The organism is Achromobacter aegrifaciens, from assembly GCF_902859735.1.
Taxonomy (GTDB): Bacteria; Pseudomonadota; Gammaproteobacteria; order Burkholderiales; family Burkholderiaceae_B; genus Achromobacter; species Achromobacter aegrifaciens.
The window spans coordinates 616960-640511 of record NZ_CADIJY010000004.1; the positions used below are offsets into that span (position 1 = coordinate 616960).

Here is a 23552-nt window from a genome sequence, read left to right on the forward strand (position 1 = left end):
CCCGCCGACACCTTTTTTATTGCCGACTGCATGCATGGTCTGTCTTCCTTCAAACGGTTTGGTCGCCCGATGAAGGGTATAAGACTGGCGCTATGCACGCCTTGATCACCTACAAGCTAAAAGCTTGAGTCCACCCTGTGCAGCAAGCCATTGATTCAGAATGTATTTCCCCAGAAATCCGTGGGGAAACCTCAAAGTCTGACACCTTTATTTGACCTCTAGTCAGCAGCCTTAAAAAAATGCTTATCTAGATCGGCAGGAGGGAACTGACCAGGTAGAATTTTTGACGAAATATCCCTACCAAGTAGCCCTAAAAGAAACTCAACACAGCCACAACTGTAGATTTCTTCTTCCCCTTGATCGGAGCTATGAATAGCAACTCTCCATGAATCTGGCTCTCCATCAATCAACCAAACAAACGTTTCCCCATTATCTGTCACGGCCCAAGAAAGAAAAGAACCTTTCGCAGGATAATCTGGCCTTGGATAGTCCGATAAAAACTCCTGCCGCATTACAGCGTACGCACCTATAAAGTACTTACTTTTCTCAAAATTCAAATTTGAATTTTCTGAAAAAGGATCTAGCACCCACACAAAATCGTCTATTGCTCCACATCCGTAAATTGAAATAAATTCTTTAAAATCATTGGGCAGGCGCAGGTTCTCCTCCGTTTCAAAATTCGCCCAAGCAGCCTTATCAAAGGCTCGTGGAGAGGGTGGCGGAAGAAGGCTAATCAGCTTATTTATCATTCTTACTTCACCCCACTTATGTTCGGGATTGATACATCAAGAGTAAAACCACCTGACCCACGAGCAGACAACGTTACACCGGTCGGCATTGGGTTTGCACCTGTATAAATAGGAATCGCCCTATAGCTTACTGTTTCACCACTCTGCACAGCGCCTCTGACTTGACGCTCAAATGAGCTCATATTTGGATGATTCGCGTTGCGCTGGAAAAGCGTCACCAAATTTCTTGCATCATCACCAGCCCCCCCAGTGAATTCGCAAAAAAGGTGTCAGACTACATTTTCAGGTTTGAAAAATGTAGTCTGACACCTTATTTCTCAGAGTGAGAGCAACGCTGTACATGGCCGCGATTGTGACCACGCGCTATAACCCGCATGTTCAAGCCCTCTACGCCCGACTGCTAGACGCCGGTAAAAGCAAGATGTCCGCGCTCGGCGCTGCAATGAGAAAGCTTGCTCATCTCTGCTTCGGTGTGCTCAAAACGCGTTCATCCTATCGCCCGGATTACGCCTAATCTCTTGACGGGCAAGACGCTATCTTATTTACTATATAAATCCTAAGATGCTTAGATCGTGCCTAAACTCATCATTCTCGTCCTGAGGCACCAATTGAAGCAAATTATCTAGAGCATGCTCCGAAAGCAAACGACAGATTTGCGCTCTATGATATTCGGCTTGTGCCGGATACCAGCAAGCCAAAACCAAACAAACAACCTCAAGCATCAAGTACTCCAGGGGAGAATCAAAGCTACCCTCTCCCCCCGCATATCCATCGTAAACGTCAGACGCTATCTGCTCTAGTGTCCATCCTCTTTGTCCCTTGCTCGTGGGGAACGGCCCATGATCCCGGCAGCCGTCCCAGTAGTTCTCCAAAATCCAGCTCTTAATTTGAAAATAGGAAACACGATCTTGTTCCACATTAATTTCCTTTCGGAGGTCGCATGACCACACCATTGTTATCCAAAATATTAACCTGAATATTCGGATACTTAGCTTTGAACTGCTCAGCCACCCCCAAACAACTACTGCACGCAGCCCGCTCCGTAAATATCGTAACAGTATAAAAAGGCGTCAGACTACATTTTCGGCTGAGATAAAAACTCCAACTATCGAAAATGTAGTCTGACACCTTTTTTCACAGCTAAAAAAAATCCGACGCTCTACTAATTTACAGATTATTTCCCGAATGCATCGCGAGGTTCCGCGAAACGCAGCAGACCGGTCTTGTGGCATTGGTAAGGGTACTTTTCGGTGCACCGCTGTATCATGGAGCGCGCCAGTTTATTCGCGACATCCGCCGCGATCCGCTGCCCCTCGGCATTCGGCCCACGATTTGAAAAATCACGCAGAGAGATCCCATACGTATCCTCGGCCATGCCACGGTACTCGCCCGACTCTGCGTCATACAGACGGATACCCACCGACACACTGGCAGGATACTGTTGGGAACCCTCGAATGCGCCCGGCTCGCTCACCGCAACCACATATTTGACACCAGCCGCCAACGCGTCCTCGTTCATCGTTTCCGGTCTGGCCGTCTTGAGATCGAACTTGCGCAACTTGAATACAGCCTTAACTCCCGCTGCGTCCATGGCACCTGGCAGTTCGGCATTCAATGCGTTGCATACTGATTCGGCAGCGTAGGTCGCAGGATAGGCTGTCCTGGCACCTATGAAACCGACGCTATCAATCTTCTTTCTGAAATCGCAATCGGTGGTGTAGATCAGCACCGGACTGATCATTTCGCGAGGTTCCGGGTTCGTTGCCAAGGCTGCCGGCGGCGAGCCCATGATGAAGGAGCAGCCTGCGGAAGCGAATAGCGAGGAGAGTGTCAATATAAATCTACAGAAAAGCATAGTCTTCTAATTCTCTGATTTCTAAGAAATCCACCTGAAAGAGCTTCCGACTGCCCTTGGAGCAATGCGGGACAAAGTGCTCACTCAACCGGAAGTCCCGCATCGAGAGTCCATCTTCGCCCCATATATCTTTTAAAATATTCTCCAGATAAAAATCTCAACTATCGAAAACGTAGTCTGACACCTTTTTCAGGACCTGAAATTACTGTCAAATTAGGTACTGCCATTTTAATTTACGCAGCTACGTTTTCAAGAATACACTCACCGCAGCGGCGCATATTGGAGATACGAGAATTAAAAATTTTGCCATAAAGAAAAACCTTTCCATAGTTGGGAATTGGTAACCGGCACCAGATGAGATCATAACTAGAGCAGGAATCAACAAAAACTCAAAAACCACCCCGCCGATAGAAAAAAATAATAGAAAAAAATAAAACAAAGAAAAAATATTTCTTAAGAAATCTAAAAATTTTTCTTTTCATTTTTCCTTTTTTACCGCAGCTTTTCAAAATATCATTTACCGCTGCGTTCGTAGATTCTGACCCCAAGGCTCCCAGACTTGCCCCCGCCACCTACGAAAAAAAGGTGTCAGACGACATTTTCTAGCTATTCAGATTTTTAAAATTCATCCCAACACCTTTTTTTCATGATATTTAGGCCAAAATCTTATTTTTTATTTTCTCTTCAAGCCGACTCAATGCCTCTGCCCGCCCAATCAATCTTGCCGAAATTCCATTTATGGATATCTTCATAGATAAATCACCTTTCACGTATGATTTATCAATTTTCAAGTCAGAATAAGCATAAGAATTCGATAAAATGCAGCACCAAATAAACTTGTTTTCATATGCAGTTATCCGACAAAAAAATTGAGATGAAAATATCCATCCATTATAAAAAATGGCTATCGCCCGTATTGTTAGAAGCTCACTGCCCGGCATATCCCCCTTTCTTCGCATAGAGGGAACAACCCAAGCCAATAAAAATGACAGAATAAAAATTGCCAAAAGAACACCCAACCCCTGTTCATCAGTCAATTCAATACGATAACTATTCATTTATTCCCACCATTCGAAATATAAGTCGGATCCACCGTCACATTAATGGGAGCAACCTTGCCCACTCCGACACCAACCGCGACGCCATTAATATATCTAGAGAGCACATACCAGGGTTTTTCATCCCAAGCCGCAGGATTACTCGGCGTGACTTGAAGAGCAAAAATTCCCGGCCCAATATTAACTACCGCAGGACCCGAGTACTTTGCATCACCATAAATTCCTATACTCGCACCAGCATCATAAAAGCTCCCAACAATAAAGTCAGGCTTTACGGAGTAATCGCCATTATTGATAGAGAAATTATAGCCAGCGCCGACTCCAGCCGATGCCGGAACATGAAATCCTGCCTGAAAAATCACATCAGGATTGCTTCTGAAATCTGAACGAGGCAAACCTGCCGAATAATCTCCAGTATTCCACCCCGGGGAAAAAGGCCCAAACGCATCATATCGGTTCACCACCACTGGCCTCTGGCTTCCAGGGGAAGGCGCATTCCAATCGTAAGGAGACTCAGCGCCGCCCGAAGTTTCCATGATGAGCTTTCTAATATGATCAGGCGGGTTGAGGAACGCCGAGGGGCTCTGCACTAACCAGTATTTTCCCGACCCGTCACTCTGCAGAATCATCCCCGTTGTGTCATACAGGGCACCGGTTGACGTTGTCCCAGTCAACGGAACAATCATGCCCGAACTCGCCAACTCGCCATATGTCTTGTTATCCGCGGATCGCAAGGCCCCTTCAATTTGCTCGACAGATATGGAAGTCCCATCGGGATTGACAATTCCTCTTTTCCGAGCCGTTGCAACAATCTCGAGAGCAAGGTCTTTCTCTTGGGGATGAAGCTGTCGATTAAACATATCGGCAACCGCCGCGCCTCCAGCCCCACTCATGCCCCCAACTGCCCCGCCCACCGCACCTGCGACAACGTTCGTAATAACCCTCGATACCTGATCCCTCACGTCATCAGGCAAACCCGCGACTGCCGAGGCGATTTGGTCCTGCGCCAGATCGCTCGCGATGTCACCGGCTACAGTCCCCCCAATCGCCCCAGCCACACTCCCTCCCCCCAACGCCGCAGCTATCCCCGCCACCGCAGCATGCAACCCGATCGCGCCCGGCTTACCTTCCCCCCAAAGATCCGGATCCTTCTCCTTTAGGGTCTTCAGCGCATCCCCCGCAAGCTGCATCCCCAACTGGCCGAAGGCTTGCTGGAACTCCAACTGCTCGCGGACCTTGTCCTTGTCGAAGATCTGCCCGATGCTGCCATTCGCGCCAGCAGTATCCCGGCTAAGTCCCGCCGTGCTATCCCGGCCGCTGTCCTTGTCCGAGCGCACCTCGATCGTGCCCGGAGCAATCGCAGCGTAGGTGGTGCCGGAGTCGCTGCCACTGGTTTGGCCGAAGCTGAACCCTGACGGACCGGCCTTGTTTGCGCCGCCCTTGTTGGCAACGTCGAATGCGCCTGACATGCCCAGGTTCACGCCCACGGTGGTGGACTTGTAGTCGGCCTTGTTCTTCAGATCGGTAAAGCCCAACGTTTCCGTCGACAGCCTGTTCTTCGCGGCATCGGCATCGCTGGCGATCACCGCGCCGTTGAGCTGGGTATGTTTGCCCACGGAGACGTCGAAGCCGCCCGAACCCGCATACAGTCCCGACTGCTCAATCACGCTGTCGTAGTTCGACTTGGTCTTGCCCGTGCTGGCGCCGATATAGGCGCTGCCCGTCATGGAACCGAAGCTGAAGCTGCCACCCGCGTTGGCCTGCTTCTGCTTGGCGTTGTAGCGGTCCGTGTCTTGCTGGCTGGCAATGGTCAGATTCCTGCCGATGTCTGCGCGGATGCTGTCGGCGCGCGCTTGCGCGCCTTCCAACAGCGTGTCGCGGCCCGAAGTCAGCGTCAGGTTGTCGCGTGCGCTGATCTGGGTTTCGCGGTACGTCGTGCCGTTGCCCTTGGCGTTGCCGCTGCCCATGTAGCCGCTGGCGAAGATGTTGATGCCTCCGCCGCTGCCGCTATCGGACACGCCGATGCCCACACCGACCTTCCAGCCGCTGTTCTTGTTGGTTGAGGTCTCTGTGGAACTCTGTGCCTGGCTCAACAGTGAAAGATCGTTCGTGGCTCCCAGCAGTACGTTCTTGCCAGTGACATCGCTTCCGATGATGGACAGATTGCCCGAGCCTGGAACGCCTCGCTCGCCCAGGGCCACGATGGAGACATTGCCGCCTCCCATGACGGAAGAGCCGAACACCGACTCCTGCGTGCGCTTCGTTTCGCTGACGGATTTACTGGCGCCTATGCTGATCTGGATCTGGGCGCTGGCGTTCTCCTTTTCAGCTGCCGTGGCGTTGGCCCCTTCCGCAGCCTCCAGCATGCGGTTGGCCTGCACCGCCTGATAGGCGGCCTGGCCCACTTTGACCGCAGCCAGGCGGCTGCTCTTGGCGTCATCTGCCTGTTTGAGCGTGCCGTGTATCTGTTGGGCAGCTCCGAGCACGCCGCCCGCCACGCCTATCGTGATTCCGGACTGCTTGAACTCGTGGTATTCGTGCTGACGGGCTTCACCCACGCCGGCAACGATCGCCACATTGCGGCCGCTGATCGAGATATCGCCGTCCTGCGCCAGTACGTTGCTGGCGAAGATCCCCACGTCGCGCCCGGCGTCCATGGTCAGATTGCCGCCCACGCTGCCGACAGTGCTGCTGGAGTAGCCTCCGCTTTCGCCCTTCATCCAGTCGGTTCGTTGCTGCTTGCTATAGCCGACGCTGAAGCCGCCGCCACCGCCAAAGCCAGACTTGGTCACCTTCTCGTACTGGTAGTCCTTGTACGACTCGGTCGCTGCGGCAACGTTGATGTCCCGATTCGCCATCAGCGTGACGTCGTTGTCGCCGATGACATTCGACCCCACCACATTCAAATCCCGCCCCGCCATCAACACCGCCGTGTCGCCGGTAAAGGTCGACCCCTTGGCCTGTTCCCAGTCGCTGGAGGTGATGGTGTGCGTGGTCTTGGACGACAGGAAGCTCTTGGTCTTGTAGCGGACCTCGTCGTAGGCCGAGCCGGTTTCTACGCCAGCGACCAGATTGATGTCGCGTCCCGCGCCCACCGCCAGCTGCTTGCCGGCGGTGACTTCGGCCGCACGCGCGTTGACGTCCTGCCCCGCGACCAGCGTGAGGTTGCCGCCCGCCGCGATGGTCGCGCCGACTTCGGAGCTGGTGCTCAGGTCGTGGCGGTTATTCTTGTTCAGGACCAGCGATTCGCCGTGGCTCTCCGTAAGCGTTTCCAGCGCGATATCGCGCCCGGCCTGCAGACGTGCGTCGTCCTTGACCGAGACTTGCGCCGCGGTCAGCGTGATATCGCGGCCAGCCTGCATGTTGAGGTTGCCGGCGTCGACGCGGGCCACGCCGCTGACGTGCGTGCCCCAGGTGCTGCCGAAGTTCTCGGAGGCCGCGGTGGATGTCAGGGCGATGTCTCGTCCTGCCTTCAGGGCGACGTTGTCGCCCTTGATCAGCGACACCAGGTTGGTCAGGTCCTCGCGCGCGGCGAGGTCGACGGTGGCGCCCTGGATCAGGCCGCCGCCCTGGTTGACGATGTTGCCGGCGGTCATGACGGTGGCTTCGCGCGCGCCGATGGTGCCGCTGTTGACGATGTCGCCTTCGGCTTCCAGCTTGACGTTGCGGCCGGCCATGAGGGTGCCGTCGCCCTTCAGGTCGCCTTCGCGCACCAGCAGGTAGACCTGCGGGACCAGCACGGTCTCGGTGGTGCCGTCGGGCAGCGTGACGGTCTGTTCGACCAGCCAGACCAGGTCGGTGGTCAGTTGGCGCTGTTGCGCCTCGGTCAGCGCGACACCGAGCTGGACGCCGTTGTCGCGGGCGAATTGCGCGCCAGCGGCGAGCAGGGCCTTGTACTGGCTGTCGTTGTCGCTGTACTTGTCGAGGAAGCGTTGGCCGGTGGTGGCCAGGATCTGGTCGGACACGAGCTTCTGTTCATAGAAACCGTCGCCCAGGCGCTTGGGCTGGCCCGAGGGCGTCAGGAACTTGGCGCCTGCGGGTACCAGGGAATCCCAGCTGCCCAGGCGCGCGCCGGACAGGTTCTGGCCGTCGACCGCGGCGGTGGCGCCGCTGGCAGAGAGCGAGCCGCCCGTGCCGAGCGCGGCGCCGACGGGTCCGGATGCGCCTTGCGCGTCCAGGCGCTGGCCATCCAGGCCGCCGCTGGCGCCGACGGTGGCGCCGGCTTGGCCCGCATTCGAAACTGAACCCGCGCCGACGCCGGCGTTGACAGGGCCGGAGCCGCCTTGGCCGTCCATACGCTGGCCTTCAAGGCCGCTGCTGGCACCAACGGACGCGCCGCCTTGGCCCGGGGTCGAGATCGAACCGGTGCCCACGCCGGCATTTACCGTACCGGCCGTGCCGGGCTGGTCGTTGCGTTGGCCTGCCAGGCCGCCGCCCGAGCCGGCGCCGTTGCCGATGGTGGTGCCGGGCAGCGCGCCCGGCTGGCTCAGCAGGTCCAGCAGGTAGTCACTGGAGACGGTCGGACGCTGGCCGACGAAGCGCGGATCGGTGGCGACGACGTAGGGCGCATCCGGCCTGCCGTTGACGGTGTAGAGCTGGCTGTCCGGAATGCCGGCGGGATTGGACACGGTGCGCACCACCGTGCCGCCAGGCAGGCCGACGCTGGCGACCAGCACTGGTCCAGGCGCGGCGCCGCCATTGCTGGCGCCGGGCTTGGAGCCGTTGAGCTGGACGGCGACGTTGCCGCCGGACGTGCCGACTGGCAGTTCGATGGGCTGGCCCGCGAGGGTGGCGTTGTAAGCCTCGGAGTATTCCTTGCGGTCGCGCGAACGCGCCTGGGTAACCGTCATGGTCCCCGTCCGCGTGATGGTACGCTCGCCGCCCGCACCGATGTTGTTGATGGCGGGACCGGCCACCGTGAGCGCGCCGCCTGCGGCGATCTGGCTCTTGTCATTGGTGACTGAGCCCGTGAGCGTCATGGCCCCGCCCGACAGGATCTTGCCGGGATCGGAGGACAGGGTGCGGGTCTCAGTGACGGTCTCCTGCACCCGGTAGTAGGTGAAGGTGCCGACCAGGCGGTTGTTGAAGTCGGCGTTGAACTCCCGGATGCGCGCTTCCAGCTCCATGTGCGGCGCCTTGTACGCGGCGTAGGCATCTTCGTAGGCCTTGCGACGCGCTTTCTCGGCAGCGCATTCATTGAGGATCGCGCAGTTCTCGTAGCGCGGCGGCACCCAGACCGGCATCGGGCCGGACGGCGGCGTGACACCGAAGACAGCCCAGATGCGCTCTCCGGAACCGTAGAGGAACTTCTCCGGCGTGTCCCAGCAAAGATCGGCCGCATCGCCGCCGGAACAACCGGATTCAGGCGGGGTATAGGTCGGCGTGATAGGTGACGTCTCGCCACCCCTGCCCTTCTTGCTAGGCGCGTAATCAAACGGCGGCCCATAACGCGACGCCGGATACTTGGTCGACGGCAGCAGGAACATGCGTTCCGGATCATCGTCCAGCCACGCCGGATCCTTGCTGCACATAGGCGTCACTTCGTCGCACAGCCAATTGGTCTCGGCGTCGTACATGTCGGTGGTGCCGGCCGGGGTGAAGTACACCTTGGACGTGCTGGACACCGGCACTGTTTCGTTGGTGTAGCGGTCGTTCTGGTTGCGGATGGACGCGGCCGAGATGTTGGCATTGCCGGCCGCTTCAATGGTCGCAGAGGCGTTCAGCAGCGAACCCGCCTGGCCGATGGCTTTGCCGGCGGCATCCAGCGCGCCGCCGATACGCAGGTCGGCGCCGGCATAGACCAGCGCATGATCGCGGTTGATGAGCGATCCCACGCCCAGGTCCATGTTCCCGCGCGACGCGATGACGGCGCCGCCGCCCGCGCCCGCACCGTTGACCAGAGCGCCTGCCTGGATCGACACGGCATCGCCGTAGATGCGGCCGGTGTTGTCGACGCGGCCTGCGGTGATGCGGGTGGAACCGCCGTCGATGAGGCCGGCGTTGGTCAGGCCCTGCGTCACCGTGATGCGGTTCTGGCCTCCGGCCAGCAGTTGGCCGGAGGCCTGGTTGTTCAGCGAGTCCGCCGAGATGCTCAGGTCGCGGCCGGCGCTGATCTTGGCGCGGTTGTCCATCGCGCCGCCGACCGACAGGTTGAGGTCGCGGCCGCTGGAGATGTCGCCCTGCTGGTTCAGCGGGCCGGCATATGCGAACGACAGGTCACCCGCGGATTGCAGCACCCCCAGCCCTTGCAGCGCCTGCGCGATGACGGTCAGGCTCTTGCCCGCCTGCAGCGTGCCTTGGGTGTTCTTGAGCGTGTCCGCGACGATGCGCGCGTTGCCTTGGGAAGCGACGGCGCCGCCCGTGTTGTCCAGTTCCTTGGTGGTGAGGCCCAGGTCCTCGATCGCCTCGATGGAGCCTCCCTGGTTGTTGACGCGGTCGGCCACGATGGAGACGACCTTGCCCAGAACGCCCTTGGGCGGCGTGCCGGCCGCGTTCAGCGTGCCGCTGTTGTCCAGGCTGGCGGCCTTCAAGGTCAGCACGTTGTCGGCCTGGATCAGGCCGCCGCGGTTGTCCACCGCGCCCGTGGCGGTGATGGTCAGGTCGCGCGCGGCCAGCGTGCCGTCGCGGTTGACGATGCTTGCGGCTTCGATGCGCGCATCGCCTGCGGCGGCGATCACCCCGCCGGTGTTGTTCAAGGCGCCGCCCAGTTTGATCGCGGCATCGCCCGTGGACGTCAGTTTGCCGCCCTGGTTGTAGAGATTGGCGGCGGCGATATCCAGAGCGCCGCCCTGCACGACCGCGTTGCGGCTGTCGACATCGCCCGGCGTGGCCAGCGTGACCTTGCCGATGGCGGACAGCTTGCCGCCCGCCAGGTTCAAGCTGCCCGCTGACAGGCTCAGATCGCGGCCCGCGAGGCTGGTGCCGCCATGAACGATGGAGCCCCCGGTCAATCTGATGCTGCCCGGCTGGCTGAGCGAGCCGTCGGCGCCCACGCCGGCCACGAAGCGGCCGGCGTTGGAAAGCTGGCCCAAGGCGGTGGCGATGAGATCGCCGCCGGCCAGCACCGAACCGGTGTTGTCCAGCGTGGATCCCGCCCACAGCTTGGCATTCGTACCCGCGGACGCGATGCCCGCGTTGAGCAGCGCGCCGCCCGCGCTAAGGTCCAGCGCCGCGCCGGACTGCAAGCGGCCATCCGCCAGGATGGTGAGTTTGCCGCCGGCGCTGGCGACCAGGTCGCCGGCCTGCGTGGCGGCGATGCCGCCCAGCGTCGCGTCGGTGCCGGCCCGCAAGGTCATGCCTTGTTCCGCGGCGGCCGAGCCGAGCGCGGTAAGCGCGCCCCCCGCCTGCGCGGTCAGCGCGCCCCCTGCCTGCAAGCGCGACGCCGCGCCTAATGCGATATCGCCGCGCTGCGCGGTGAGCGACAAGTTGCCTTGCAAGGCGGCCACCGTGCCATCGACCGAGATCTTGTCGCCCGCTGTCAAGGCCTGCGAGCCACCGGCCAGCATGCGCCCGGCCGCCTGCAGCGCGCCTTGCGCGGTGGCGTTCAACGTGCGGCCGGCCTGCGTCAGCCCGGCCGCACCGACGGTCACGTCGCGGCCCGTCAGCGTCAGATTGGCATCGGTGGCGGCAGTGCCGTCCACTCGCGCGTCGCGAGCGGCAGCCAGCAGCATGTCGCCCACCGAACTCAGGGCGCCCGTTGCGTACAGGTCACGATCCGCGCGGGCAGTCAGCGTGCCAGCGGCTTGCAGTTGGCCGTTCTGTTTGACGACGAGATCGCGTCCCGCCGTGATCGAGGCATTGCCCGCCGCGCGTTCGCCCAGGGCGGCAGCAAGGCCGCCCAACAGGACGTCTCCAGTTGCGGCGAGCGTCAGGCCGCCGCCCGCGGCAATGACGCCGTCTGACTCCAGGTTGCCGCCCGCGCGCGCGCTCAGGCCGTCGAAGGCCTGCATCCTGCCGCCCGCGCCGACGAGCAGGTTCGCGCCTGCGTCAGCGGTCAGGCCGCCTTCCAGCGCGGTGGCGATGCCGTCGATGCGGATGTCGCGCTGCGCGCCCAGGACGATGGGGGAACCGGCGGTCGCCGTGCCCGTGATGAAGAGGTCGCGGCCCGCCTGCGCCTGCAAGACGCCGCCCGCGGCGCCCGCGCCCGTGGCGGTGCCCGCCGTGCCTGCGATGCGCAGGTCCTGGCCCGCGCCCAGCAGCAGCTTGCTGCTGCCCTGGGCCAGGCCGGCCTGGCCGATGCTCAGGTTCCCGGCCGCGTCCGCGCGCAGCGTGCCGTTGGCGACGGTCTTGCCGTTCAGTTCGGCGTCCGTGCCGGCCTTCAGCGTGATGTCCTGCTCGCCCGAAATCGTGCCGTTTGCCAGCAGCTTGCCGCCGGCCTGTGCTTGCAGCAGTCCGCCTGCTTGCAGCGCGCTTGAGGCGCCCAGCGTCATGGCGCCGCCGCTGTCCACCTTGAGCGCGCCCGCATCGGCCAGGACCGTGCCGTCCACCGCCAGATCCTTGTCGATCCGCAGCGTCGCCGCTTGCCCGGCCACCAGCGTGCCCGCCAAGGCGGCGCTGTCGGCTTGCACATCGACCGAGCCATCGGCCTGCAGGCGCGCGTTCGCGCCGGTGGCCAGCGCGCCGCCGGCCTGTAGCGCCAGATTGCCGGCCGCCAGGTTCTGGCCGTCGAGGCTGATGTTGCCAACCGACTCCAGGATCAGATCGGCCAGCGAGGAAATCGTACCTGCCGCCGTCAGCGAACCGCCCGCCCGCGCTTGCAGCGCGCCGCCGGACAGCGCCCGGCTGCCGGCCGTCAAGACCAGGTCTTCACCCGCTTTCAGATTCAGGGCGCCGTTGGCGGATGCCGCCGTGCCGGACATATCCAGTCGCCCCCCGGCGTCCAGGCTTGCCCCCTTGTCGCCACGCACGACGCCGGCCATCTCCAGATTGCCCGCAGCCGCGATCCGCGCCTGGTCCGCGGCGTCCAGTTGCGCCGCCGCGCCGATGCGCAGATTGCCCCCTGCGCCGAGATCCAGCGCGCCGTCGGCGCCCAGCTTGCCGTCCACGCGCGCATCGCGCACCGCCTGGAGTTCCGCGTCCGCGGTGGACACCAGAACGCCGCCCAGCGCCAGGTCGCGCCCGGCGTCAGCCTGCACGCCCTTGCCTTGCAGCTGGCTACCCGCGCCCAGCAGCAGGTCATTGCCGCTCTTGAGCTGCAGCGCACCGCCATAGGCGAGCGCATTGCCGTCCACGCGCAGGTCGCGCGACGCGTCCAGCGACATGCCGCCTTCGGCCAGCGCCGTGCCGGCGAGGTTCAGATCCTGCCCGGCCGCAAGCGTCATCGATGCGTCGGATTGCAGGTGCGAGCCGCCCGCCGCCGTCAGCGTCTGGCCCGCCTTCAGGTCCAGGCCGCGTGCCGCGTAGACCTGTCCCGCCACTGCCGCGTTGCGCGCGGCCTGTAGCGTCAGGGCGTCCAGCGAACTGAGCGCGCCCGCCACGCGGAGATCGCCCTGCGTCGTGACGTTGACCGCGCCCTTGGCCGCGACCCGCGCCAGCTCGCCCATCGACAGGTCGCCGCCGGCGTTCAAGCTCAGGCCGCCGGCGCTGGCGGCAAGCGTCCCGTCCACGGACAGCTTGCCCGCGGCATCGATGTTCATGTCGCCGTTGCCGCGCCAGACGCCGGCCAGCGTCATGTCCTGGCCGGCCTGGGCGCGCGACGCGCCTTCGGCGTCCCATTGCGCCGTCTTGCCCATGGCAAGGTCACGCACTGCAATCAGCGACGTGTTGCCGGTGGCTGCAGCCTTGCTATCGATGCGCGCATCGCGTCCCGCGTTCAAGAGGATGTCGCCACGCGCGGCCATCACGCCGCCCGCCAGCAGATCGCCCATGGCGCGCGCCTCCACGCCCACGCCCTGCGTGCGGCTGGCGTCGCCCAAGCGGAGGTCCTTGCCCGCGTTCATGGCCAGTTGGCCGCCGTAGGCCAGCGCCGCCCCGTCCACCTGTACGTCGCGCCCGGCATCCAGCGTCAGGCCCTTGTTGGTTTCCGCCTCTCCGGCGAGCACCAGATCCTGGCCCGCGCGCAAGGTCATGGCGCCTTCCGATTGCAGGCGCGCATCCGCGCCGGCCTGCAACCGTCCTATCGCCTCCAGCAGCAGCGGGCCGCCGGCCAGCAGCTTGCCCGTGACCGTTGCATCGGTTCCTGCTTGCGCCGTCAAACCGGCTAGCGAGGACACTGTGCCCGCCACGTTCAGCGCGCCCTTCGCGACCATGGACAAAGGACCACCGGATTGAGCGCTGCCGCCGACCGTCATGTCGCCGTCCGAGGCCAAGGTCAATGCGCCCGAAGCCGCGCCGGCCGTGCCGCTGAGGTCCAGCGCGCCTCCCGCCCGCAGTTCCGTGCCCTGGTTGCTGAGCAGGCTGCCCGACAACGCCACGTCGCCGCCGGCTTGCAGGCTTGCAGCGCCCGTCGTTTGCAGTTCGCCCGTAATCTTCGCCGACTCCTGCGCGCGCAGCGTCAGGTCGCCGTCGGCGCCGAGCTTGGCGCCGAACACCGCGTCGCGGCCCGCCGTGAGAGCGGCCGATCCCGCGGCCACCATTTCGCCGGCGGTGCTGAGGTCACGCCCGGCTTGGGCCGTGACGCCCTTGCCCTGCGTCTTGCTGGCCGCGCCCAGCAGCAGATCGCTGCCGGCGTTCACGGACAAGCCGCCGCCGTAGGCCAGCGCGCTGCCGTCCACGCGCAACTCGCGTGTTGCGTCGATTGCGATGCCGCCATCACTCAGGGCAGCGCCCGCGAGGCTGGCGTCCTGGCCCGCGCTAAGCGTCATATTCTTGGACGATTGCAGTTGCGCGGCCTGTCCCGTGCGCAGGCCCTGGCCTGCCCGCAACGACAAGGCGTCGCCGGACAGCAGCTTGCCGTCCACCGTTGCGCCGGCCACCGATACGAAAGTCAACGCGCCCTGGCCGGCCAATTCACCGGCGACCGACAACGCGCCGCCGCTCTCACCACGCAGTGCGCCGCCCGCCAGCGCCTTGCCGGCGCTTCCCACCGTCAGATCGCCGCCCGCGCGCAGATCGATTGCGCCGGATGCCGCGGAAGTTACGCCGTCCAGGCGCAGGGCGCCGGCGGCCTCGATGTGGTTGCCCTGGTTGCTGCGCAATGCACCCGCCAGCGTCGCATCCTGCCCTGCCTTGAGTCGCGCCTTGCCTTCCGCATCCAGTTGCGCGGCTTGGGCGATGGCCAGATTGCGCCCGCCATCCAGCTTCAGGTCGCCTGCGGCCACGGTCTTGCCGCCGAGGCTGGCATCGCGGCCTGCGACCAGTGCGATATCGCCGCGCGAAGCCATGGTCCCCTCTGCCAGCAGATCGCCGCCGGCGCGCGCGGCTACGCCCTCGCCCTGCGTGCGGCTGGCGTCGCCCAAGCGCAGATCATTGCCAGCGTCCATCGACAGTTGACCGCCGTAGGCCAATGCCGCACCATCCACGCGCAGATCGCGCGCGGCGTCCAACGTCAGACTCTTGTTGGCTTCCGCCTCGCCTGCCAGGACCAGATCCTGGCCCGCGCGCAACTGCATGGCGTCTTCCGATTGCAAGCGCGCATCCGCGCCTGCCACCAACCGGCCCAGCGTTTCCAGCAGCAGCGGACCGCCGGCCAGCAGCTTGCCATTGACCGTCGCGTCGCCGGCGGCCTGAGCCGTCAAGCCGGACAGCGAGGACACCGTGCCCGCCACGTTCAGCGCGCCCTTCGCGACCATGGACAAGGGACCGCCGGATTGGGCGCTGCCGCCCACCGTCATGTCGCCGTCCGAGGCCAGGGTCAATGCGCCCTGCGCTGCACCCGCCGTGCCGCTGACGCCCAGCGCGCCCCCAGCACGCAGTTCCGTGCCCTGGTTGCTGAGCACGCCGCCCGACAACGTCATGTCGCCGCCGGCTTGCAGGCTGGCCACGCCGGTCGCTTCCAGCTGGCCCGTGACTTGCGCCGTGTCTTGCGCACGCAGTGTTATGCCGCCGTCGGCGCTGAGCCTGGAACCGATGACCGCGTCCCGGCCCGCGGTGAGCGTCACGGAGCCCGGCGCCACCATCTCGCCGCCAGCGCCCAAGTCGCGCCCAGCCAGAGCGCTGATGCCTTTGCCCTGGGTCTTGCTGATATCGCCCAGCCACAGATCGCGACCGGCACTCATCGACAGGCCGCCGCCGTAGGCCAGCGCGCTGCCGTCCACGCGCAGCTCCCGTGTTGCGTTGATCGCGATGCCGCCATCGCTCAAGGCAGCGCCCGCAAGGCTGGCGTCCTGGCCCGCGCTCAACGTCATGTTCTTGGACGATTGCAGTTGCGCCGCCTGGCTTGTGCGCAGGTCCGTGCCCGCGCGCAGCGACAGGGCGTCGCCGGACAGCAGCTTGCCGTTCACCGTAGCGCCGCCCACCGATACGAAAGTCAACGCGCCCTGGCCGGCCAGTTCGCCGTCCACGCGCAACGCGCCGCCGCTTGCGCCGCTGAGCGCGCCGCCCGCGTATGCCTTGCCCTGCGCGCCCACGGACAGATCGCCGCCCGCGAGCAAATCGATGGCGCCCGCGACCGAGGAGGTTTCTCCGTCCAGCCGCAGCTTGCCAGCGGCGTCGATGCGTATGCCCTGATTGGTGCGCACAGCGCCAGCCAGCGTGGCGTCCTGCCCAGCCTGGATTTGCGCCGAGCGTTCCGCCTCCAGCTGCGCGCCCTGCGCAATGGCCAGGTTGCGTCCTCCCGCCAGCGTCACATCGTTGGTGGCGACCGTCTTGCCGCCGAGCTGCGCATCGCGCCCCGCGGTCAACGCGATATCGCCGCGCGCGGCCATCGCGCCGTCCGACTGCAGGTCACCGCCCGCGCGCGCCGACACGCCCTCGCCCTGCGTGCGGCTGGCATTGGTCAAACGCAGATCCTGGCCCGCATCCATCGACAAGACGCCGCCATAAGCCAGCGCCGCGCCGTCCACGCGCAGGTCGCGGCCCGCGCCCAGTGTCAGGCCAGCATTGGTTTCCGCCACGCCGGCCAGAAGCATGCTCTGGCCAGCGCGCAGCTGCATGGCGCCGTCCGATTGCAGACGCGAGTCCGCGCCCGCCGCCACCTGGCCTATCGCTTCCAGCAGCAGCGGACCGCCGGCCAGCAGCTTGCCGTCGACCGCGGCATCGCGCGCGGCCTGGGCCGTCAATCCGGCCAGCGAGGAGACCGTACCCGCCACGTTCAGCGCGCCCTGCGTGCTCAACCTGACCGGGCCGCCTGCCTGCGCGCTGCCGCTGACCGACAGGTCGCCGCCGGAAGCCAGCGTCAGTTCACCCGCTGCCGCGCCCACCACGCCGCTGATGGCGAGCGGGCCCGCCGCGCGCATGTCCACGCCCTGATTGCCGCTCAGGCTACCTGCAAGCGAAATGCCTGCTCCGGACTGCAGCCGCGCGCGGCCCAGCGCTTCCACCTGTCCGGTGACGGCCGTGGCGCCTTGCGCGCTCAGGTCCAGATCGCCGCGCGCCAACACCCGGGCGTCCACCGCGGCTTCGCGTCCGGCCTTCAGTTCAGCTGCCGTCTCCGACACCAGTTCGCCATCGGCTCGCAGATCGCGCGCCGCATCGATTCCCACACGCTTGCCCTGCGCCTTGCTGGCCGCGCCCATGCGCAGATCGCCGCCGCTCTTCAGGTCCAGCGCACCTCCATAAGCCAGCGCGCTGCCGTCCAGGCGCAGGTCGCGCGTGGATTCGACCAGCATCGCGCCATCGGTCAGGGCCGCGCCGGCCAGCGTGACGCCTGAACCCGCGCGTATGGTCATGCCTCCTGCCGACTGCAGCTGCGCGCCGGCCTCCGACACCGCGTCCGCGCCCGCCTGCGCCTGCAACACGCCGGACGCATAAACCTGGCGCGACAACAGCATGTCGCGTCCCGCCTGCAGCGTGACGCCTTCCTTCGCGGAAACCACGCCACCCGCCGTGGAAACGCCGCCGCTCGGCTCGTCCGGCGCGGACGGGTCGGGAGTCTTGCCGGGCTCGCCGCCGGTGGCCGATCCAGATCCAGTTCCCGATCCGGCGCCGGAGCCCGAACCATTGTCGGTTCCCGCCCCCCCGCCGGTCCCGCCACCCGTGTTCCCGCCTTGCCCCGGCTGCGGCGCGACCGCCTGGCCCGCTACCTTCAGATTGCGTCCGGCTTGCGCACGCAAGTCCTGATCCGAAGTCAGCAAGCCTCCCGACAAGGAGAGATCCTTGCCCGCCGCCACGCGCAAGACGCCTTGCGTGCGCAGGCTGCCCTGCGCGCCGACAGCCACATCGCCGCCAGCATCGAGCGTCAAGGCGCCACCGGCGCCGACCGCGCCCTGCACGGAAACGTCGCGCGTAGCCGCAAGCGCGGCAGTCCCGCCGGCCTGTGCCGCGCCTTGGACAGACAGATCGCCGCCGCTGTCCACGCGCAGATTGCCGGCCGCCTGCGCGGTGCCGCGCGGCGCAATGCGGACGTCGCCCGCCGCCGTGACCTGCAGGTCGCCGGTCAGCGCCACCAGGTTGCCGCCGATGTTCACGCCCACGCCGGCCTCGGTGCCGATCAGGCGCACGCTATTGGCATACATGCCGCCCAGCGCCGCGGTATCCAGCGCCACCTCCGGCGCCGCGCCCTCGCCCGCCTGGGCGGAAACGGCTCCCGTGGCATAGTCGACGCGCGCCGCACCCGCGGTCACGTTGAGCTTGTCGGCCCACACATCCGCGTTGATTTCCAGCGTGCGCGCCAGCAGGTCCACCTGGCTGAGGTTGGCGCCGTTCAGGCCGGCGCCTTCGACGCGGATCTTGCCCGAAGCGATATCGAAGCCGATGCTGCCGTCCGGTCCGACCTGGGGCTTGCCGGTGGTCAAGGTGGCGCGGTCTGCGTTCAAGAAGCCGCAGCCGTTGCAGGTGATGCCCGCCGGGTTGGCGACGATCACATTGGCGCGGTTGCCGGCCACTTCCAACGTGCCCAGCAGTTGCGACGGGTTGGGTGCGGTGACCTGGTTGAGAATGGTGCTGGCGCGCTGATTGCCCAGCATGGGATTGCCGCCCACCTGCCCCGCCAGTTGGGTCTGGCTGGCGCCGCCGCTGTTGTTGAGCACCGCGCCGGACGGGCCCACGTTGAACTGCGTGTAGCGGTTGTTGGACACGCCTCCCGCCGACGGCGGCGCGATGTTGATGACCGGCACGCCGTTGCTGACGCCGACGGAGGGCTTCGCGCCCGCCACGCTCTTGTCCACCGAAATCGGCAAGGTCTGCGCCAATACTGGCGACCAGACCTGGGTGAAGACGACGGACCAGACTATCAGGGAGCGAAGCTTGGACATCAGGCGTATCCGGTTGGACTAGGGATGGACTGCGGTTTCGCGGCGCAAGGCCGCCGGATCAGAACTCGAACATCAGCACCGCCGCGAACATGGTCGAAGCGGTTTTCAGGGACTCGGGCTTTTTCAGCGGCCAGCCAGCAGACAGGTCATAGCTGGCGTTGACATAGGGCATGGCGAGCCGTCCGCGCAGCCCGGCCACGGCGCCCACCAGCGTGCGGCCGGACAGCGACGCCGCCGATGGACCGCCCACCCGGCCCACGTCCAGGCCCGTGTACAACTGGTGGCCGGGCACGCGCAGCAGCTTGTCCAGGCCCAGCGACAAGTCGTTGCGCAAGGTCCAGCCGTCCTCGGCGGCCAGCGTCATCTGGCCGTCGAAACCCCGCACCGCATAGCGGTTGCCGATGGTGAAGTAGTCGGACGGCACGATGGGCGTCTTGGCGTGCTGGATCTGCCAATTCAGCTGGTAGGCCAAGGGCTGCTCCGCCAGTTCGAACGGCAGATACAGGCCCGCATTGGCCGAAAGTATGGTGCTGCGGCCGTTCCAATCCGGATCGCCATAGACGTAGCCCGGCTGGTCGGACAGCCCGGTCAGCGTGCCGCGCACGCCCCCGCCGACGTCCAGCGCGGCGCGGCCCAGATAGTGGCGATGCCCCAGGTTGAACTCGTAGCCGGTGACGTCGCGCCGCTGCACCTCGATGTCCACGTCGTTGAGCGTGCTGGTGGTGCGCTTGCGCAGCAGCGTCAGCGATGCCGTGCTCTTGTAGGTGGCGCTGCGATACGGCACCACCGAGACGCCTGCCTGCACCTGCTTGGTCGTGCCGCCGTAGATGATGGGTTCATCGAAGCCGGCCACGGTCTGGCGGTAGGTGGATTTGCTGGCGCCGGCAAAGAAGGTCCAGTAGCCGAAGGGAATGCTGTAGTTCAGCGAGGCGGCGCGCGTGTTCGACTCGGCGTCACGCCAGCGCGCATTGCTGTTCCACGACACCGACAGCTGGTCGTACAGGAACAGGGGCGAGTCCAGGGTCAGGCCGGCGTTGACCTGGTACTTGCCGATGGCGTCCATGCCGGCGTTGTCGCCGCCGATGTATCCATGCCAGCGCTTGCCGGTGCCGGGACGGATGAGGATGTCGGAATCGCCCAGCTCCGGCCCGGGCGCGACGTCGATGGACGCATCGGCCTGGCTGCCCAGCCTGCGAATGTTTTCCAGCGCCTGGTCCAGGTCGCGCTGGTTCACTTCGCCGCCCGGCCCCGTGGGCAAGGCCGTGCGCCACCAGCCGATGGCGCCCTCGCCCTTGACGGCGGATATGCGGCCCGGCAGGTAGCGCAGCGTCAGCGTGCCCGCGGCCAGGGATTGTTCCGGCACGACCACCCGCGCCGTGACGAGTCCGCGATCGATCAGCAGGCCGATCAGATGTTCCTGCAAGGCCCGCAACCCCAGGCCGCCCACGCAATGGCCAACGACGGCATCGGCTGCGCGCGCCAGCGATTCAGCGGGCTGCGCTCCGTCCCAGACGACTTCCTTCAGGGCGAAGCAAGGCGTTTCGACCGGCAGGACCAGGCCGCCGGCGGTGGGCGCGGCGGGCGACAGCACGTCCGGCCGTTCGGCCGCTCGGGCGCGCTGCGCTCCAAGTTCCTGTTCTTGGCGACGTTCGATTTCGGTGGCGCGCACCGCTGCTTCGGGCAGCGGCTGCGCACCGGATCCAGCCGGGAAAAAGCCAGCCGCCAACATGCCCGCGGCCATGCGCAGGCGCCAATAGTGATTCATGCCGGTATGGCGCCTGCGGACGTGCGCGGCGCTCCTTGTTATCTCTGTGTGAAACTAAATGTTTTTCGAGTTTGCCTTAAAACACAATTAATAACAATAGATATCCGAATGTATAAATTCAAAAATTAGCGTACTTAGTTGAACTTAGCGGATGAAGAACAGGCAATTGGTGCACAAAGACCATAGTTCCGCACCCCGGAACTATCATCTCTACAGCAAGGACGATTTGATGTGAAACAAACAGCAAGCGACTCGGAGCCAGCGACCCTGTGGAATCTTTTACGTGGAGAGGTGCTGCGAATAAATAGGGCGAGTCTGAAAACCGGCGGTAGAGCCTGGGACCAGTTGGTTGAACACGGGTTATCCCCGATACGGGCATATCAACAAATCGTCAATAATTCGCCAACGTTTTATCGCCGATCCGTCCCCTTCCCCTCCCAGCCCATGCCTGTATCCGTCCGGGACGCCATTGTTTCCTCCTCCCATCTGGCCTCTTCAGCCCCCGAGCTTTCCGAGGTCGAATTCGGCCTGATCATCGCCTCGCACGCGTTCAACCGCTGGATGGTGCGCTGCATGGCCTGTGCGGGACTGCCAGAGCTGACCTCGCTGGACATCCTGGTGCTCAACCACGTATTCCACCGCGGCCGGGGCAAGAAGCTGGCGGACATCTGCTTCACGCTCAACGTCGAGGACACCCATCTGGTGAACTACTCGTTGAAGAAACTCGAGCGCCTGGGCGTGGTGCAAAGCGCCAAGACGGGCAAGGAAGTGATCTACACGGCGACCGACGCCGGCGCGGCCGCCATCCAGCGCTACGCCGAAGTGCGCGAGCAATGCCTCGTCAAACCCTTCATCGACTCCCCCGCGGCGGACGACGCCAGCCATCAGCTGGCCAACACTCTGCGCGCCCTCTCGGGCCTGTACGACCAGGCCGCCCGCGCCGCCACCTCCCTGTGAGAATCCACGTTGTCTAGCACCACCGCATCTACTTCCGCCCCGCTGCTGTCCGTGCGCGGCGTGTCGGTCGACTTCAATACCGAAAACGGCGTGTTCCGCGCCGTCGACAACCTGGATTTCGAGGTGCGCCCCGGCAGGACGCTGGCCATCGTCGGCGAATCGGGCTCGGGCAAGTCGGTCACGTCCATGGCCATCATGCGCCTGACGGACTACACCAACGGGCGCATCGCCACGGGACAGATCCTGTTCCGCGACAGCGCCGACCGCGAGATCGACCTGACCGCGGCTTCCGACGAAGACATGCGCGCCATCCGCGGCAACGACATCGCGATGATCTTCCAGGAGCCGATGACTTCGCTGAACCCGGTGTTCACCGTCGGCGACCAGATCGTCGAGGCCATCATGCTGCACCAGCAGCTGTCGCGCTCGGCCGCGCGCCAGGCGGCGCGCAAACTGCTGGAGAAGGTGCGCCTGCCGGACGCCGAACAAATGCTGGACCGCTACCCGCACCAGTTGTCGGGCGGCATGCGCCAGCGCGTGATGATCGCGATGGCGCTGTCGTGCCAGCCGCGCCTGCTGATCGCCGACGAGCCGACCACGGCCCTGGACGTCACCATCCAGGCGCAGATCCTGAACACCGTCCGCGAACTGCAGCGCGACCTGGGCACCGCGGTGATCTTCATCACCCATGACATGGGCGTGGTCGCGGAAATGGCCGACGACGTGGTGGTGATGCTGCGCGGCAAGAAGGTCGAGCAAGGCACCGTGGACGAGATCTTCAACGCGCCCAAGCATCCCTACACCCGCGCGTTGCTGGCGGCGGTGCCGCGCCTGGGCAGCCTGACGGGCCGCGACCTGCCGCTGCGCACGCCGCAGACCGTGCTGGAAGGCGACACGCTGCGCGAAGTGGGCGAGACGCGCGAGCAGGACACCGCGCGCTACGACGAGCCCGTGTTGCGCGTGGAAAAACTGACCACCCGCTTCGACGTGGGCCACAACTTCTTCGGCCGTGTCACGCATCGCGTGCACGCCGTCGAGGAAGTGAGCTTCGACGTCTACCCTGGCGAAACGCTGGCGCTGGTGGGCGAGTCCGGCAGCGGCAAGTCCACCATCGGCAAGACCTTGCAGCAGCTGGTGGCGCCGACCTCGGGCGCCGTGCGCTACAACGGCCAGGACATTTTCTCGATGGACAGCGCCGGCCGCCAACGCCTGCGCCAGGAGATCCAGTACATCTTCCAGGATCCCTACGCCTCGCTGGATCCGCGCAAGACGGTGGCGTTCAGCATCGCGGAACCGATCCGCACGCACGGCCTGTTGACCAGCGAAGACGCCATTGCCCGCCGCATCGGCGAACTGCTGGAGCAGGTCGGCCTGAAGCCCGAACACGCCAAGCGCTACCCACATGAATTCTCGGGCGGGCAGCGCCAGCGCGTTTGCATTGCGCGCGCACTGGCCAGCAATCCCAAACTGATCATTGCGGACGAATCCGTGTCGGCGCTGGACGTGTCGATCCAGGCGCAGATCCTGAACCTGCTGATGGACCTGCAAAAGGACCGCGGCCTGTCCTATCTGTTCATCACGCACGACATGGCGGTGGTGGAGAAAGTCAGCCATCGCGTTGCGGTCCTGTACCTGGGCCAGATCGTCGAACTCGGCACCCGCCGCCAGATTTTCGAATCGCCGCAACACGCGTACACGAAGAAGCTGCTGGCCGCCGTGCCGGTGGCCGAGCCCGGCCGCCACATCGACACCTCGCTGATCGAAGGCGAGATTCCCAGCCCGGTACGGCGCGTCGGCGACGAACCCGCCATCATTCCCCTGGTTGAATTCGCGCCCGGCCACCAGGTGGCCCGCGCGGCTTGAGCCGCATATCCTTTT

8 protein-coding genes and 2 pseudogenes are annotated in these 23552 nt (G+C 64.2%); 3 read left to right on the forward strand and 7 right to left on the reverse strand.

Translation table 11 applies throughout. From position 1 onward, the window contains the following. Positions 1 to 218 precede the first annotated feature (218 nt). Together HV766_RS15965 and HV766_RS30355 are read right to left on the reverse strand one after the other, a co-directional pair. Positions 219 to 749, reverse strand: coding sequence for an SMI1/KNR4 family protein (locus HV766_RS15965; RefSeq protein WP_175181478.1), 531 nt, complete (start codon positions 747 to 749; stop codon positions 219 to 221). 2 nt (positions 750 to 751) lie between these two features. Then, a pseudogene (locus HV766_RS30355) lies at positions 752 to 1006 on the reverse strand (DNA/RNA non-specific endonuclease); the annotation flags it as partial. A 62-nt stretch (positions 1007 to 1068) separates the two neighbouring features. Between HV766_RS30355 and HV766_RS15975 the strand changes: the two are divergent. Then, a pseudogene (locus HV766_RS15975) lies at positions 1069 to 1263 on the forward strand (IS110 family transposase); the annotation flags it as partial. 404 nt (positions 1264 to 1667) lie between these two features. Here the strand turns inward: HV766_RS15975 and HV766_RS30360 are convergent. From HV766_RS30360 to HV766_RS16000, 5 genes are all read right to left on the reverse strand, one after another. Next, positions 1668 to 1877, reverse strand: a complete 210-nt coding sequence (locus tag HV766_RS30360) for a deaminase domain-containing protein (RefSeq protein WP_119449257.1) — start codon at positions 1875 to 1877, stop codon at positions 1668 to 1670. Positions 1878 to 1923: 46 nt separating this feature from the next. Then, entirely contained in the window at positions 1924 to 2490 is a 567-nt protein-coding gene (locus HV766_RS15985) for a hypothetical protein (RefSeq protein WP_175181480.1), read from the reverse strand. A 767-nt stretch (positions 2491 to 3257) separates the two neighbouring features. Continuing rightward, positions 3258 to 3662 carry a hypothetical protein gene (locus HV766_RS15990; protein ID WP_175181481.1) on the reverse strand — a complete coding sequence of 135 codons (405 nt, stop codon included), beginning with the start codon at positions 3660 to 3662 and terminating at the stop codon, positions 3258 to 3260. Then, positions 3659 to 18952 (reverse strand): hemagglutinin repeat-containing protein, encoded by a 15294-nt coding sequence (locus HV766_RS15995; protein WP_175181482.1) that lies wholly within the window; start codon positions 18950 to 18952, stop codon positions 3659 to 3661. The genes HV766_RS15990 and HV766_RS15995 overlap by 4 nt, the downstream gene beginning before the upstream one ends. Before the next feature lie 58 nt (positions 18953 to 19010). Further along, positions 19011 to 20717 carry a ShlB/FhaC/HecB family hemolysin secretion/activation protein gene (locus HV766_RS16000; protein WP_175181483.1) on the reverse strand — a complete coding sequence of 569 codons (1707 nt, stop codon included), beginning with the start codon at positions 20715 to 20717 and terminating at the stop codon, positions 19011 to 19013. 444 nt (positions 20718 to 21161) lie between these two features. Between HV766_RS16000 and HV766_RS16005 the strand changes: the two genes are divergently transcribed. After that, entirely contained in the window at positions 21162 to 21674 is a 513-nt protein-coding gene (locus HV766_RS16005) for a winged helix DNA-binding protein (protein ID WP_035360603.1), read from the forward strand. Between the two features lie 9 nt (positions 21675 to 21683). Then, complete coding sequence (locus tag HV766_RS16010) at positions 21684 to 23537, forward strand: ABC transporter ATP-binding protein (RefSeq protein WP_119449933.1); 1854 nt, start codon at positions 21684 to 21686, stop codon at positions 23535 to 23537. Positions 23538 to 23552: the final 15 nt, after the last annotated feature.